This is a genomic window from Kitasatospora sp. NPDC094028 (genome assembly GCF_049543595.1).
Lineage (GTDB): Bacteria > Actinomycetota > Actinomycetes > Streptomycetales > Streptomycetaceae > Kitasatospora.
Genome location: NZ_JBMVFA010000066.1, coordinates 1 through 14,755, shown reverse-complemented (window position 1 = coordinate 14,755; position 14,755 = coordinate 1). Strand labels below are relative to the sequence as shown.

Below are 14,755 nucleotides of genomic sequence, written 5' to 3'. Positions count from 1 at the left end.
TCGGCCGGGCGCGTGCCGTACGGCCCGGCCTCACTGCCGGGTTCGTGGTGGTGCTGCTTGTCCCGGTCGAGCCCGTGGTCGTGGGCTGGGGTCTGCGAGAGGGGGGTCCCCCTCTCGCGCTCTCCCCCGGAGAGTCCGCCCGTCTGCCCTCCGCCGGTCGTTGAGCGGCCCGGAAACTCTGCTGTTCTTTTCCCTAGCAGGGCCGTGCGCGTTTTGGGTCGCGAAAACCGCCGTTGACCTGCGGAAACGGTGGTCTCAACCCCGGACACGGAGGCGGGCTCTGACGCCCCGTTCTGTGCGGGTGTGACCGGTTCGCCGGATTGGATGCGCTTTGACCGCTTCCGGCAGGCGTCGGAGCAGTAGGTCGCGGCGACCTTGCCCGGTACGGACCTGACGGCGCGTCGGCACATCGGGCACTTCGGCCGCTTCGGCCGGCGGGTGGGAGCGGGAGCGGAAGTCTGATCATCGGACAAGCGAGGCTGGTCCGGCGTGCGGGCATGCGTACGGCCACCGTCAGCCGGGCGCTCGACCGCCGGAGCGGGAGCGACCTGCGGCGCAGTGGCCGAAGTCTGGTCGAGTGTTGCGCGGATGGCGGTGCCACCCGTTACCATCGGGTTCAAGTGGTCAGGTTTCTGCTGAAGACGCCGGGAAGCGAACTTTTAGGACCTGATCACCCAGAGAGGCCGGGGCTCCTACACCCCGGTCTTTCGCGTTTTCAGGTCTATTGACGACCGATCATGCCCTATTCGGGCGTTCGGCGTGGCGTACGGCGCGAAAGTGCCGCATGTGATCTGAAAGACCAACCTGAGGCCGGCCCCACTCGACGGGGCCGGCCTTCGACGTTCGTCAGTCCTTGTAGGCCAGCGGGCTGGTCGCGGAGTGGGCGCGGCTCAGCGCGGTGACGAGCTGGTCTGCGGCGGCGCGGGCGGCGTCGAGCGCGCTGCGGGCGTCGTCCAGGTCGCGGTTGACGTCGCCTCGGTCGCTGGTGACGTGTCCGTCGGTGGCGAGTTTGGCCAGCAGGGACCAGACCTGTGCGAGCGCCTGGTCCAGGCCGCCAGCCATCCGGTCGAGTCCGCCGATCACGTCGTAGGCGTTGCTGGGGAACTCCCAGTCGTCCCGGCCCGTGGCGAGGGTGGCGTGGTTGAGTGCGCGGATCGCCTCGGCGGCCTGGTCGGCGAGCTTGGCGGGGCTGGTCTCGGTCATGGTGCTCATCCTTCCGAGTGGGTCTGACGGGTTGCGCCGGTTCCGGTGATTTCGGTCAGGGGTTGGTCGTGCCGCTGATGGCGCGCCACGCTTCCCAGAGCCGAGCCTCGGTGGCGATGTAGCCGGCGGCGCGGAACGCGGCGATGGCGGACCGTCCGGACATCGGCGGGTTGGTGGAGAAGCGGAGCCAGCGGAGGACGGCGGCGACCTGGTCGTCGCTGATGGGCTCCCCCGGGACGGGCTCGGCGAGGCCAGCGACCGTGCAGACGTCGGCGAGCGTGGCACCCGTGGCACCCGTAGCGGCGGGTGCTGCGGTGGGCGGCGCGGGTGCTACGGCCGGAACCCCCGCAGGGGTGCTGGCCTGCGCTTCGAGCGCTACGGCGGGTGCTACGGCAACGAGGGTGAACATCCCGGACAGCGCGTCGTCCGCAGCGATGGTGAGGCGCTCGCGCTGCACTTCGGCGAGGTCCTCGCCGAGCTGGAGGTCGCCCTCGCCGACCCTGGCGGCGAGCCGCCACGCGGCGCGCTGTGAGCGGGCGCGGACCTTCTCGTCGGGGTGGCCGGCGGCGCGGGCGCGGTGGTAGGCCAGGCGCCGGGTGGCGTCGGCGGCGCGGCGCTGGGCCTCGGCGTCGACTCCGCTGCGGTGGACCACGATCGATCGGGCCAGCAGGCCGGACAGCTCGGCGGCGGCCGTCATGGCCATGGGGGAGATGGCATAGGCGGCGGCGTCGGACGCTGTGGGGGCGATGACCACCCCGGCCACCGACGCGGCGGCGGGCACCACGACCAGGGCGAGGCGGAGCGCGGCCGGGTAGGGGCGCTGGAGGATGGTCAGGCCGAGCATCGCCAGCCCGAGCACCACCATCGTGAGCTCGCCGCCGGCGACGAGCGACAGGGCGCGGCCGGAGTCGTGGAACACCGCCTTGGCGTTGCTGTAGGTGCCGTACGCCCCGGCCACGCCGACAGCGGCGCAGATCAGGAACAGGGCGGCGAACAGGAGGCCGGTCGGCCAGCCGATGGTGCTCGGTCGGTCATACTTCGTGGTGTGGGACACGGGTACCTCCGTGGATCACGGGGCCGCTCCGGGGTACAGCCGGGCGGCCCGCTCCTGTTTCTGGGCTCAGTCCTGGTTGTCGGCGGTGTACTCGACGGCCAGCACGACGTGGCGCGGCCACCAGGTGGTGCCGTACTCGATGACGCCGAGGCCGTCGTGCCTAACCGTGGTCCGCTCCAGGAGCGGCTCGCGCGGCGGCACGCCGAACAGCTTCGACTGTTCGAGGCTGGTCAGGTCCACGGTGAAGCGATCCGCCGTGATCTCCGCTCGGCGGCCCGTCGCGGCCTCGATGCGGGCGACGTTCCCGGGCGGGGTGGACTCGGTCGTGAGCAACTCGGGCACCAGGTCGGCGAGTTCGGCCGGGAACCACGAGTGGCTCATGCGGATGACCCGGTCACCGCGTCGCACCAGGCCCCGGCGCAGGATCGCCGGGGTGCCGGGCTCGACGCCGAGGATGTCCGCCTCGTGCCCGCCGGTCCGCGTCAACTCGGCGGACAGGATGAGCGCTTCGTCCGTGTCGGCGTACGTCTCCCCGCGCTGGCGGGTGCCGTTGACCTGGACCCTCAGCGTGGCGAAGTCATGCGGCCGGAAGCTGGCCTGGTAGCCCAAGCCCTGCACCGGAGAGGCGTAGCCCTCCATCTGGAGGGTCTTCAAGGCTCGTTGGGCGGTCTTGGTCGCGACCTGCCACTTCTCAGCGATCTGCCGGACGGAGGGCAGCTTCTGCCCGTCCACGATCTGCCGGTCGGCGATCAGCCGGCGGTAGTGGTCCGCGATCACCTTGTAGCCCACTGATTCGGGCGCCAATTCGAACACTTCCTTGCGTTTGTGACGGCGGGTCAAGGCCCTTGCCTGACCCGGAGGTCTACTGCTACAAAGTGCTGTAGTACCTCGGTACCACAGCGTAGTACCTCAGTACCTATGTAGCGCAAGTACCCGTCACAAACGCCCCGCCCGCTCACCTTCCACAGATCCCGGGCGGGGCTGTGACCAGCGGAAATCCCTCCGAGAAGAGGTGCCAGTCATGGCCCACGCTACCCCGGTCCCCCCGATCACCCCCGAGGACCGCACGAAGGCCGGCGACGCCGCCGGCCGCCACCTGGACAACCTGTCCGGCAAGGGCGGTGCGCGGTGAAGCCGATCGCCTCCCTGCCGCTGGTCGGCACCGTCCACCGCGACGGCGTCGCCTACCGCACCGCGGACCCCGTGCCGCTCGACGTCGTGACCGGCCTGATCCGCGAGCCCTGGTGCTCCCGGATCGCGGTCACCGACGCCAGCAGCGACGGCGAGATCCCGGCCCAGTTCCACGCGATGTGCGTGTTCGACTCCGAGCCCTTCGTGCTCACCGGCCGGATCGGGCGGCGGTGCGACCGATGAGCTTCCTCCGCCGCAGCAGCTCCGAGTCGAAGCCGAGCACGCGCACCGACACCCCGGACCACACGGACTCCAACGGACGCCCGTGGACCGGCTCCGACTACGACGAGGCCAGGGCCAACGGCCGCACGGTCTACGCCCCCCGCACCACGACCAGCCGCGGCTGGCTCGGTCGCCGCTCCTCCTGACCCCTCGTCCGGGGGCCCGGTTCCGGCCGGGCCCCCTTCTCTCCCGAGAGGAGACACACGTGATCACCGAACTGATCTTCCTGGTCCTGCTCCTGGGGAACGCGGCGATCGTCGTCGGCGGCCTCTGCCTGCTCGCCCTCGCCTACCTGGAAGGGCGGCACCGGTGACGATCCCCCCGCCCCCCAGCCAGCCGCCGACCGCCGGCATGCCCACCCCCGACCCCGAGCCCGTGGTCGAGTGGTGGCGCAAGGACGGCCCGCGCATCCCCGCTCCGGCCTCGGACGCCGCCGTGCACACCCCGGTGCCGGTCGGCGCCGGCGGCCCGGCCGCTCCCGTGTCGATGGAGGAGGCCGCGACGGCGTTCTGGGCGCCGGTCGGCCGGATTCTGGCCGAGCAGGTCCCGGCGATGGCCGCGCAGATCGGCCAGCAGGTCACCCAGCTCATGACCGAGACCGAGGCCCAGCGCTTCGCCCGCGAGCAGGTCGAGTACGAGGCCCGGATCGAGGCTGAACGCGCCGAGCGCGACGCCCTGTTCGCCGCCGCGGGGGAGACCTCCGAGCAGCAGGCCGAGCGCCACCGCGTCGAGGACGCCCTGACCCCCAAGCACTACCGCCGCGACGACCTGGTCGGCATGGTCGACCTGCTCGCGTCCCGGATCAACGAGACCCCCGAGGAGCGGACGGCCCGCCTGGAGAACGAGCGCGAGCTCGACAAGCGGCGGCGCCGCGCCGAGGAGGACCGCGTCCTGGCCGCGGCGGGGGAGACCCCGGAACAGCGCACCAAGCGGCACCGCCGGCAGCAGCTCGCCGACAAGCGCGAGGCCGCGGCCAAGGCCCGGCGCAAGCGCCGCCGTGCCGCCCGCACCGCCGGCCCCTCCGACCGGGTGCTCCGGTTCCGGCGCTGGTGCGTGCTCACCGCGATCTCGGCGGTCGGCGGCTACGCGACCGGCCTCGTCCAGATCACCACCCCCGGCGGGCCCTACGTCGGCGTGCTGCTCGCGCTCTTCGGCTGGGCCCTCGACCTCCACCTGCGCGACCGCGGCCGCCTGCGCGTCTCCGAGGTCCGCGGGCCCGGACCCCTCGCCCTGCTGGTCCTCGCCCGCATCCCGGTCGCCTCCGGCATCGCCGTCGCCACCGGCGCCGCCCCCCTCCTCTCCGCTCTTCACATCTACTGACCTGGAGTCACCATGACCTCCCTGCTCGGACCCATCACCGCCACCGGCGTGTGCCTCGTGATCATGGTGTGGCTGCTCGTCGGCCACCGGGGCAAGGGCACCCTCGCCGAACAGCACAAGGACCACCACACCGCCTGGTGGATGCTCCTGTTCGGCCTGTTCGCCCAGGGCGCCGGCCAGACCTTCGAGGCACCGAAGGTCGTCGGCGACTCCCTCACCGCAGCCATGAACCACCAGTTCAACGCGGGCGCCGGAGCCACCGCCCTGATCCTCGTGATCGTCCTGTTCGGCACCAAGCCGCGCGTGTGGAAGGACGTGATCGTCGGCGGCACCCTCCCCGCCGCGGCGGTCGCCTCCGGCTCGATCCTCGCCCTGCCGTTCACCGTCGTCGGCTCGTTCTTCCACGGCCTGATCGGAGCCTGAGAGATGACCAACCCCCTCTCCGACGCCCTCACCCTGCACTCCGAAGCGCTCGCCGCGTGGAACGAGTGCCGCGCCAAGGCCCGGCAGATCAAGGACCCCAAGGAGCGCGCCGCAGCCCTCGAAGCGCTCAAGGGGGAGCGGCCCGTCCACCCCTACCTCGGCGGCCTCTCGCTCGCCGCGCTCCGCCAGGGCAACCGCCGGATGCTCGCCCCGATCCGCAGCCGCCACGCCGACGCCAAGGCCGAGCACGCCGACACGCTGACGGCCTGGAAGGAGCGGCGCGCCAAGGCCCGGCAGATCAAGGACCCCGAGCAGCGCGCCAAGGCCCTGGAGGACCTCGGCGAGCGGCCGACCCACCCCGCCCTCGTCGCCGCCGGATGCGCGGTCGTCTCCGCCGTTCTGCTCGCCGGCGTTCCCGTCGTCCGGCACTACGCCGGAGTCGCCATCACCAGCGGCCTGACCCTGTGGGTGATCACCGCCCTGATCCTCGGCAACACCACCGGCCCGGAGACGGCCGCCAAGGCCCCCGCCGAAGACGTCGTCGACGCCCCGGCGGACGGCGCCGACGAGGACGACCAGGAGGAGCCCGAGACCACCGCTCCGACCCCCACCGAGACCCACCTCCTGACCGCCTCCCTCACCGCCTCCAAGCGCTCCGTTCTGCTCACCCGGCTGGCCACCGATCTGGGCGCCTCCCACCCCGGCTGGGAGCCCTCCACCAAGGCCGTCAAGGCCCTCCTCGCCGAGGCCGGCATCCCCTTCCGCGAGGGGGTCCGCACGCCGGACGGCAACGGCCCCGGCGTCCACCACCAGGACGTGCCGCCGCTCCCCTCCCCCCGTGACCCCGCCCCTCTCGCCGGTGTTGTTGCCAACGTTGGTGCAGGTCAGAGTGCCAACGCCAACGCCAACAACGCCTCGGCGCCCACCGGCCGAGAGGGGTTCGTCCTCCAGCCCCACCCCACCGATCCGGCCCGGACGATCGTCGTCCACACCTCCGACGCCGCATGATCCACTCCACCGGAAGGCAGCCCGCCATGATCAGCAACTGGCCCGACAAGCCCGTTCCCGAGTTCACCGACGCCGAGCTGTGCGCCGCCATCGAGCACCACCAGGACGACCCCGACCCCGTCACCCAGGAGATCGTCCGCAGCTGCTGGCGCGAGTGGGAGAAGCGCCGCGGACTCCCCCAGACCTGACCCACATCCCGACCAACCGAAGCCCCCGTCAGCACCCGCTGGCGGGGGCTCGGTCATGCGCGGCGCCTGCCGACCGAGGGTGCACCGGTGCGGCTCAAGGCATGCCTCCGGCGGGCCATCCGCCCGAGGGAGGGGGCCTCGGTGATCTTGGACGTGACGGCGGGTGGGTGGGACGGGCCAGAGCACCGCGGGTCTCCCCCGGCGGACGCCTCCGAACCCTGCCACCCCCGGGCGGGGCGCTCCCGACCAAGCCCGGCCAAGAACTTTCACCGGCCCCTCCGCAAGCTCCGGGCCCGCTGAAACTTCCCGCCCGGGTCGACCGCCCCAGGGGGCGGCCGAGTCGCTCGACCCCACCCGGGGGTGGCCACCACCGCGAGCCGTCCACCGGGGGAGACCCGCAGGCCCCGACCCGTGAGGTTCAGGACGATGGCCGGCCTCCGTGCCGAACGCCAAAGGCCGCTGTGGCCGGTCATCGTGACGGCCACCAACGCGTGCACCCGTGCCCGTACACGCGTGCACGCGCGAGCCGGTCAGAACAGCGGCGGCGACTCCGCGCCGGTCAGCTCCGGCCCGGCCTGGACCGCCGGCGACGACGGCGCCACGCTGCCCGAGATCCGTCGACGCGGTCGACCCTGGGCGTGCGCAGCAACCGCCTCGTCACCCACCCACTTGTCCCGACGCGCCTCGTACGCGGCCTGACGGCACGCAGGCTTGCAGTACTTCGGCCGGCGCCCGGTCGGCTTCGGTGGCCGGAACGACTCGTGGCACCACTCGCACGGCGAGAACCGGTCCCGATCGCCAAGCTCCGTCTTCTCCATGCCCCGACCCTAGCGTTTCGTCACTGACGAAACGGTTACGGGGCGGTCCCCGTCCCGGCTCCTCCGACAACGGGGAGGGTCCCCGCGGGCGCCGACGACGACGCGCTCGGCACCGGGGCGAACAGCGGCAGCACGGACGACGGCGAAGACGCCGGCGGCGCCGGGGCGAACAGCGGCGGCAGGCCGCCGAGGAAGAACCCGACGCGCACCACGACGACGACCAGGAGGAGCGCGGCGGCCCGGCCCGGCCACGTGCCCAGCATCCAGCGCGCCACGGACGCCGCGCTCGGCGGCGCCGGCGGCGGCGTGTCGTCCCTGATCCACTCACCCATCGGCACCCGGCCGTGGTGGACCTTGAGGCGGTGGCCGTCGCGCTCCTCGAACACCTCATCCGCGCTGGCGTGGTGGCTGACCGTCCGGCACACCCCGCACCCGTAGACGTACATCGCTACCCCCTCTCTCCCGAACCCTTCGACCCGACCTCTACCACCCGCCGCAGACCATCCGCAGCCACCTCAACCAACCGACCCACACCAACCAGCAACACCACCCCACCCCACCAAGCCAACCCACCACCACAGCAACCGACATACAGACCAAACCAACCCAAACCCACCACACACAGCACCCATCACAGACCAACCACCAAGCCACCTACAGCACTCCAGGTATCGTCGATACGTGATCAAGGTCCGCCGGGCGGACAAAGGCGGGTAAAGGGGGTGGGTCCGGCATATGGGGTGGGTGACGCCGATCCGGGCCCCTCAGCAGGTGGACTACCGGCTGTCCCGCGACTGCGGATGCGACGTCGAGCAGGACCGCCAGGTCGAGTACCGGCTCGCCTCCGAGCGGGACTTGCGGTGGATCGGCAGCGGCCTCAGCGAGGTCGGGCTGACCGCCGGCGGACCGGTCGACGCGGACGCCGCGCGCGCGTTGATGGACGGCCGTGACCCGCGCACCAGCGAGCAGCTGGTGAAGCGCAAGCAGGTCCTCGACCCGCGCGGGAAGGTGCCCGCGCGCGCCCTGGTGGACGCCGTCACCGCGCTCGCCGAGGCCGAGGGAATCAGCGCCGCGGAGTACCTCGGCGGGCCGCTCGGCGAGCGGTTCGCGCGCGCCGAGCGAGGCCTTCGCCGCGAGGGCGAGCGGCACGTTCTGCCGCTCGCCGACGCCGAGCGGATCGCCGACGCAGCCGGCCTTTCCGTTGACGAGCTGTACGGCGCGGACGTCGTCGCCGAGGCCCGCCCGTGGGCGGGTCGGCACGTCGACGTCGGCCTGCGCGGCGTCGACCTGGTCCTCGACCTCCCGAAGTCCGTGTCGGTCGCGTGGGCGCTCGCCGATGACGAGCTGGCGGCCTCGATCGAGGACGACTGGCTCGCCTCGGTGGGCGAGGCGGTGGCCGCGCTGGAGGAGTGGACGGCGTACGGGATGGCCGGCCACCACGGGAGCGGCCAGCGCGCCGACCGGGTCGCCACGTCCGGGTTCCTGGGGTGGACGACCCTGCACCGCAGCGCGCGGCCGGTCGGCGGCGAGATCGGCGATCCGCATCTGCACGTCCACGTGAACATCGCGCACATGGCCAAGTGCGCGGACGGGAAGTGGCGCACCATCGCGGCCGGCGCCGAGGACCTGCTGCGGCACGCGCGCGTGGTCAACGAGATCGCCGAGGCGCGCCTACGCGCGAGGCTCACCGAGCAGTACGGCGCCCGGTTCGAGCGCTCCCCCGACACCGGCGCGTGGGAGCTCACCGGCGTGGACGGAGAGCTTCGGACCGCGTTCTCCCGACGTCACGGCCAGATCGTCGACGACGTCGGCGAGGGCGCCACCCGCGACCAGCAGAAGGCGGCCGCGCGGCGCACCGCCGAGGCGAAACTCGACCAGGCCGAGCAGGCCGGCGAGCGCGCCGGCTGGCGCGCGCAGGCCGCCGCGGTGAAGGCCGGCGACCTGTCCGGTCTGACCGACGAGGAGCAGCAGGCCGCCCTCATCGAGGCCGGCCGCGCGGTCGACGCGATGGTGCGCGGCGCGCTGCCCGGCCCGGACGGCGGCGCCCCCGCCCGCGGGGGTACGGGCGGCCCGGTGCTGCCGACGCCGGAGCAGATCGCCTCCCAAATTTGGGACGCCGAGCACGGCCTGGTGGCGTCGACGAAGGCCGTGCAGCACACGCACGTCATGGCCGCCGTGACGGCGGCGCTGCCCTGCCTGGACTCCGTCGAGCAGCTCGAAGCCCTCGTCGAGGAGGTCCTCGCCGTCGACGGGCACGCGGTGCGGCTGACCGACTCCAACCGGCACCACCAGGTGCACCGCCAGCGCTACACCCACACCAGCGTGGTCGACGCCGAGGCAACCGTCATCCGGTCCGCCGCGACCGGCTACGGCCGGGGTCTCGCGCAGCTCACCCAGGAGGCCGCCGAGCTCACCATCGCCACCGCCGAGTTGTCGAAGTCGACCGCCGACCGGTCGTTCCGGTTCAGCGAGCAGCAGCGCGAGGTCATCACCCGCCTGCTGACCGCCGGGCATGGCGTCGACGCCGTGATCGGCGTCGCCGGGGCGGGCAAGACGACGCTCATGGCCGCCGCGCGCACCGGCTGGGAGGCCGCCGGCCTCACCGTGGTCGGCGCCTCGACGGCCGCGGTCGCGGCCGCCAACCTGACGGCCGAGGCCGGGATCGACAGCCGGACGATCGCCGCGTGGACGCGCGACATCACCGGCGGCCGCGGCCTCGACGGGGTCGGCGTGCTGGTCATCGACGAGGCCGGCATGGTCGACGACCGAGCGTTCGCCGCGCTGCTGCGGCACGCCGCCGAGACCGGCACGAAGGTGGTCGCGATCGGCGACCCCCAGCAATTGAGGGCGGTCGGGGTCGGCGGCGGGTTCAACCGGGTCCACCAGATCGTCGACGGCCTGGTCCTCGACGAGAACCGGCGCCAGACCGACCCGGTGGAACGGGCCGCGCTGGAGACGTGGCGGGCCGGAGGGCGTACCAGCGCGCTGGCGATGCTCGCCGAGCGCGGGCGCATCCAGGCCACCGAGACCGCCGAACAGGCCCACACCTCCATGCTGGCCGCGTGGAACACCGCCCGCACCAGGTGGGCCGGTGACCCGCACGGCCAGGTCGAGCAGCTGCTGCTGCTGGCCGCCCGCCGGGCCGACGTCGCCGAGCTCAACGCCGGCGCCCGGTCGCTGCTGGTCGCTGCCGGCGAACTCGAGCGCGGCCACACGTTCCGCACCCCGGACGGCGGGCGCACCGAGTTCGCGCCGGGCGACCTGGTCCACGTGCGCCGCAACGACTACCGCTCCCGCCGCGACGCCGACCAGGTCGACGTGCTGAACGGCTTCCGCGGAGTCGCGCTGCAGGTGGACACGCGGCGCGGCGTGCTGGTCGAGTGGCGCCGTCCGGACGGCGCCGGCGGACACCGCACCGACCAGGCGTGGATGAGCCCGCGCGACGTCGCCGAGGGCCGGCTGACCCACGGCTACGCGATGACGATCGGCTCCGCCCAGGGCCTCACCTCCGAGGTGACGATCGCCTCGGGCCGGGGCGCCGACGCCCACAGCCTGTACCCGGCGCTGAGCCGGGCCCGGCAGGAGACGCACCTGTTCCTGCCCTTGGTCGAGGTCGAGGACGACGTCACCCGGCTCACGCTCGGCGAGCCGCGGACCGACGCTGAGCGCCTGGACCGCGCCGTCGCGGCGTACGGGCGCCAGCTGGAGCACGACCAGGACGACGTGATGGTCGTCGACGAGCTCACCGCCGACCAGGCCGGGCCCGCCGACGTCGCCGAGCGGGCGGTCCGGGCCGACGTCGACGAGCACCAGGTCGTCGACGAGCAGCAGGTACAGCCGGTCGCCGACGTCGCCGAGGTCCCGGCGCAGCGTCAGGAATCGCCCGCGGTGGAACAGCCGGCTGACTTCCGCACCGGCCCCGTGCTGCCGGAACCAGCCGAGCCGGTCGCCCAGGCGCCCACCGAGGAGGAGATCCGCCGGGCACTGGCCGAGGTGAACGCCCAGCTCGAAGCCGTCCGCCAGGCGCAGCAGATCCCCAACTGGCGTGAGCGCCCGCACGGCAAGGTGCCCACGAGCGCGCTGCTGACGCGCGCCGAGAAGGCCGAGGCCGACGCCTCGCAGGCCCGCGCGACCGCGTACGGGCTCGACCGCCAGGCCGAGCGGCTCGCCGCCGTTCTCGGCACCGACCAGGCCCCCGGGCGCCAGCGGATCGCCAAGGTCAGCGCGCACCTGGACGCGGCCGAGCAGCTGCTCGGGCAGGCCGGCCAGCTCGACCAGGGCGCCGCCGACATCGACACCCGGGTCAGGGAGATGTACTCGGCGAACTACGAGGACAGCCGCATCGAGGCGCGCATCCGCGAGCGGGCCGCCCTCAAGCGGTCCGCCGTGTTCTTCCAGCGCGGCGGGATGCTGGAGGCCGCCGACGCCCTGCGACAGCGCGTCGACGAGCGCACCGGGCAGATCGGGCAGCTGCGCGAGCAGGGCGCCCAGCTCCGCACGCGGGCCGACGAGCTGCGGCGGGCCGCGCGGGCCGAAGTCGACCGTGCGGACGGCGGCGTCTACGGGACGGTCGAGCAGCGCATCGACCGGCGACGGGCCGCCCTGCCGGAGATGGCCGAGCGCCTCGACCTGTACGACCGCAACGAGCACCAGCGCCTCATCACCGAGGCCGGCGCCCAGCGGCGGACCGCCGAGCAGCTCGACGGCCGCGCAGCCGGCCTTCGCGAGGAAGCCGCCGTTCGCGAGCAGCTGCCCGCCGGGCGCCGGGTGACCGAGGAGACCGAGCGGGCCACCGCGGCCGTCCAGGCCCAGCAGCGGCGGGCCGCCGAGCAGGCCCGCGCCGCCGAACGGCAACGCCAGTACGACCAGTACACGTACCGGTACGAGCCGCCCACGCAGGGCCGCTCCGGGCCGAGCATCGGCCGCTGAACTTCCGCCGGCCCGCCGAGAAGGGGTCCGTACGGAAGAAGTCGGCGCCCGCCGGCCCCCTTGTCCGCACCCCTTGACCAGCAGGTCAGACCCCTTGTCCACCCCGCCAGCGCCGACCAGTCTGCAGAACCCGAAACGGGACTTGAAACGGCACCCGAAACGCGACTCCAAACGGCACCCCGAACGGAACCCGAAACGGAACCGCTCACCGTTTCGTCAGCGATGAAACGGTGAGCGGTCCTCCCCTCCCCGACCGGTCAGCCGGTCGTTGGCGGGGGCGTTGGTGCAGGCCGGAGCGCCAACGGGCGCCGACCCGTCGACGGCACCGGCACCGGGACGAGCGGTGGCGCGGTCTCGGCGGCGAGCTCGGCGGCGGTCCGGCCAGCGCGGTGCGGGGCGACGTCGGCGACGTCCTGGCGGTCGCGGTCGAAGCCGGGGCCGAGCGGGCGGCGGGCGTTGGTCATCGGTCAGGCTCCTTGGTGGGCGTGCGGAGTCTCGGCGGCGCGGCGCTGGCGGGCGACCCGGGCGAGGTGTCCGAGGAAGTTGTCCGGCTCGGGCTTGGCGAGGGCTTCGGCGAGCGCGGCCGGGACGGCGTCGGCGGGCGCCTGGTCGTCGGCGAGCGGCGCCAGGCGCTGCGGCTTGTGCCCGCCCTGTTCGAGCTTGCGCCGGGCGTCGGCTTCGGCCCGGCGTTTCTGGAGACCGCCGATCACGTCGTCGTAGAGCTTCTGGAGCTCTCCGGAGGTGAGCAGCCGGACGTCTTCGCGCTCTCCGCCGGCGGCCTGAACGACGCCGACGACGTTGTCGAGCTTGATGCCGTTGCCCTCGGTGGCCTGGCTGACGGCGTGGTCGTAGCCGTTGTTGGCGACCTTGTGCCAGGCGCCGGTCTTGATCTGGACGCCCGCGCGGAACTCGGAGACGGCCTCGCCCTCGAAGAGGAGGTCCATGTTGTCCTCGTCGTCGTCGCCGCCCTGGATTCCGAGCAGGGAGCGCAGGTAGCGGGTCCACTCGATGGCACGGCGGCCGGAGGTGGCCTCCTCGTACTCGGCCCACCAGGCCAGGCACTGCTCCAGGGAGCCGTGCCCGTCGACCTTGCTGGGGTTCTTGCCCTTGAGAAGTTCACCGATTCGGGTGAGGAGCTGGAAGGGCGCCATGTTGCCCTTCCAGGCGGTCTTGTTGTGGGCGCCGGCGAGTTCCGCGGCCGGGTCCTTCCCGTCCTGGGTCTTGGCGAGGTACTCGCCGAAGCGCTCGGCGTCCTGCACGGTCTTGAGGCGCTCGAAGTGGACGCCGTGGCCTTCCCCGTTGCACTTGCAGTCGGGGATCTCGCAGGTCAGGGACGGTTCGAAGGTCGGGTCGATGGCCTTGAGGCTGCCGGTCCAGACCTTGCGCCACTCCTCCTTCCACTCGGCCAGGTGCTCGTCCTCGGGCTCGAAGGTGCCGACGATGCGCCGGTCCCAGCCGCTGCCCTCGGTCCGGCCGCCGACCAGCACGATCGCGTGGATGTGCGGGTGGAAGCCGTTGGCCAGACCGACCGTCACCTCGGTGGCGCGGATCATGCCGATGTAGCCGATCCGGCCGCGGATGCCGTCCGGGTCGCCGTCCTCCGGCCGTCCGGCCCACGTGCCGCCGCTGATGAGCCGCTGGTAGGCCCCGGCCGTGCGGACCTTGCCCCGGGCCGCTTCACGGGCGTCTGTGACCCCTTGGCGGGCCTCCTGCATCCATCCGTCGCCGACTTCCCGGGCGGCCTCCATCGCCTTCTTCTTCTGGCCCTTGGGGGCCGCGCGGCGGGCCGCGTCGACCGCCTCCCGGCGCCGGGCCCACGTCTCGGCGACGTTGAGCTTCGCGGCGAGGATCGCGGACTTGGCCGCTTCCCGTTCGGCGAGCGGCGCCGAGCGGGTGCCCTGGATGGCGTCCATCAGGTCCGCGAGGGCGCTGGCGCGGGTGTGCCGGGGGGTGAAGGTGACCGCGTAGGCGCTGCCCCCGGCCTTGATCCACTTGACGACGGCGCCGCTGATCTCCTGGGTGCGGCGGTTGCGGATCTTGGCGGAGCAGATCGGGCAGAGCCAGATCCGGCCGCACTTGAGCACGCCGAGCAGGACCGAGTAGCCCTCGGCGGTCTGGGCCTGGATGGCTCCGGTGTCGGGGTCCATGACGGCCCGGCCACAGGCGCGGCACGCCCGGTCACCGGTGATCTCCCACAGCGCGCGGCGGCCGGCGTACCGGCGGGCGGCGCTGCGGCGGGCCTTCTCCTGGCGGGCGAGGTCTGGGTCGACGCGGGCGGCGCGGGCCGCGGCGGTGTTCTCCAGGTCGGCCGGGCGCGTGCCGTACGGCCCGGCCTCACTGCCGGGTTCGTGGTGGTGCTGCTTGTCCCGGTCGAGCCCGTGGTCGTGGGCTGGGGTCTG

At 73.2% G+C, this 14,755-nt stretch carries 14 protein-coding genes; 7 read left to right on the top strand and 7 right to left on the bottom strand.

Going from position 1 to position 14,755, the window contains the following annotated elements; translation table 11 throughout:
• Window positions 1-846: 846 nt before the first annotated feature.
• The 3 genes from ACPC54_RS41305 to ACPC54_RS41295 all read right to left on the bottom strand — a co-directional run bounded on the left by ACPC54_RS41305 (window position 847) and on the right by ACPC54_RS41295 (window position 3,061).
• Window positions 847-1,203: a hypothetical protein gene (locus ACPC54_RS41305; protein WP_498972803.1), complete on the bottom strand. Its 357-nt coding sequence runs from the start codon at window positions 1,201-1,203 to the stop codon at window positions 847-849.
• A gap of 55 nt (window positions 1,204-1,258) precedes the next feature.
• A complete protein-coding gene (locus ACPC54_RS41300) occupies window positions 1,259-2,257 on the bottom strand; it encodes a hypothetical protein (RefSeq protein ID WP_498972801.1) in 999 nt (332 codons plus the stop codon).
• Window positions 2,258-2,323: 66 nt separating this feature from the next.
• Window positions 2,324-3,061 (bottom strand): GntR family transcriptional regulator, encoded by a 738-nt coding sequence (locus ACPC54_RS41295; protein ID WP_498972799.1) that lies wholly within the window; start codon window positions 3,059-3,061, stop codon window positions 2,324-2,326.
• Window positions 3,062-3,385: 324 nt separating this feature from the next.
• Between ACPC54_RS41295 and ACPC54_RS41290 the strand changes: the two genes are divergently transcribed.
• From ACPC54_RS41290 to ACPC54_RS41265, 6 genes are all read left to right on the top strand, one after another.
• Entirely contained in the window at window positions 3,386-3,631 is a 246-nt protein-coding gene (locus ACPC54_RS41290; protein WP_498972797.1) for a hypothetical protein, read from the top strand.
• Complete coding sequence (locus ACPC54_RS41285) at window positions 3,628-3,816, top strand: hypothetical protein (RefSeq protein ID WP_498972795.1); 189 nt, start codon at window positions 3,628-3,630, stop codon at window positions 3,814-3,816. Before ACPC54_RS41290 ends, ACPC54_RS41285 begins: the two co-directional genes overlap by 4 nt.
• 163 nt (window positions 3,817-3,979) lie before the next feature.
• Entirely contained in the window at window positions 3,980-4,990 is a 1,011-nt protein-coding gene (locus ACPC54_RS41280; protein WP_498972794.1) for a hypothetical protein, read from the top strand.
• Window positions 4,991-5,002: 12 nt separating this feature from the next.
• Entirely contained in the window at window positions 5,003-5,413 is a 411-nt protein-coding gene (locus ACPC54_RS41275) for a hypothetical protein (protein ID WP_387718287.1), read from the top strand.
• Window positions 5,414-5,416: 3 nt separating this feature from the next.
• Window positions 5,417-6,421 carry a hypothetical protein gene (locus ACPC54_RS41270; RefSeq protein ID WP_498972792.1) on the top strand — a complete coding sequence of 335 codons (1,005 nt, stop codon included), beginning with the start codon at window positions 5,417-5,419 and terminating at the stop codon, window positions 6,419-6,421.
• Between the two features lie 26 nt (window positions 6,422-6,447).
• Window positions 6,448-6,609 (top strand): hypothetical protein, encoded by a 162-nt coding sequence (locus tag ACPC54_RS41265; RefSeq protein ID WP_498972790.1) that lies wholly within the window; start codon window positions 6,448-6,450, stop codon window positions 6,607-6,609.
• A gap of 530 nt (window positions 6,610-7,139) precedes the next feature.
• On the opposite strand, the gene ACPC54_RS41260 is transcribed toward ACPC54_RS41265, so the two are convergent.
• Entirely contained in the window at window positions 7,140-7,427 is a 288-nt protein-coding gene (locus ACPC54_RS41260) for a hypothetical protein (RefSeq protein ID WP_498972788.1), read from the bottom strand.
• A gap of 35 nt (window positions 7,428-7,462) precedes the next feature.
• Window positions 7,463-7,873, bottom strand: a complete 411-nt coding sequence (locus tag ACPC54_RS41255) for a hypothetical protein (protein WP_498972785.1) — start codon at window positions 7,871-7,873, stop codon at window positions 7,463-7,465.
• A gap of 298 nt (window positions 7,874-8,171) precedes the next feature.
• On the opposite strand from ACPC54_RS41255, the gene mobF reads away from it, so the two are divergent.
• Entirely contained in the window at window positions 8,172-12,356 is a 4,185-nt protein-coding gene (gene mobF / locus ACPC54_RS41250; RefSeq protein WP_498972783.1) for a MobF family relaxase, read from the top strand.
• Between the two features lie 257 nt (window positions 12,357-12,613).
• Here the strand turns inward: mobF and ACPC54_RS41245 are convergent, their stop codons facing one another.
• Window positions 12,614-12,820: a hypothetical protein gene (locus ACPC54_RS41245; RefSeq protein ID WP_498972782.1), complete on the bottom strand. Its 207-nt coding sequence runs from the start codon at window positions 12,818-12,820 to the stop codon at window positions 12,614-12,616.
• Window positions 12,821-12,823: 3 nt separating this feature from the next.
• Window positions 12,824-14,755 (bottom strand): hypothetical protein (locus ACPC54_RS41240; protein ID WP_498972780.1); only part of this gene is annotated, 1,932 nt, incomplete at its 5' end.

Bases quoted from the DNA above. Each gene is read 5' to 3' on its own strand.
- ACPC54_RS41305 (WP_498972803.1), bottom strand. From the start codon at position 1,203: ATGACCGAGACCAGCCCCGCCAAGCTCGCCGACCAGGCCGCCGAGGCG.
- ACPC54_RS41285 (WP_498972795.1), top strand. From the start codon at position 3,628: ATGAGCTTCCTCCGCCGCAGCAGCTCCGAGTCGAAGCCGAGCACGCGC.
- ACPC54_RS41275 (WP_387718287.1), top strand. From the start codon at position 5,003: ATGACCTCCCTGCTCGGACCCATCACCGCCACCGGCGTGTGCCTCGTG.
- ACPC54_RS41270 (WP_498972792.1), top strand. From the start codon at position 5,417: ATGACCAACCCCCTCTCCGACGCCCTCACCCTGCACTCCGAAGCGCTC.
- ACPC54_RS41265 (WP_498972790.1), top strand. From the start codon at position 6,448: ATGATCAGCAACTGGCCCGACAAGCCCGTTCCCGAGTTCACCGACGCC.
- ACPC54_RS41260 (WP_498972788.1), bottom strand. From the start codon at position 7,427: ATGGAGAAGACGGAGCTTGGCGATCGGGACCGGTTCTCGCCGTGCGAG.
- ACPC54_RS41255 (WP_498972785.1), bottom strand. From the start codon at position 7,873: ATGTACGTCTACGGGTGCGGGGTGTGCCGGACGGTCAGCCACCACGCC.
- ACPC54_RS41245 (WP_498972782.1), bottom strand. From the start codon at position 12,820: ATGACCAACGCCCGCCGCCCGCTCGGCCCCGGCTTCGACCGCGACCGC.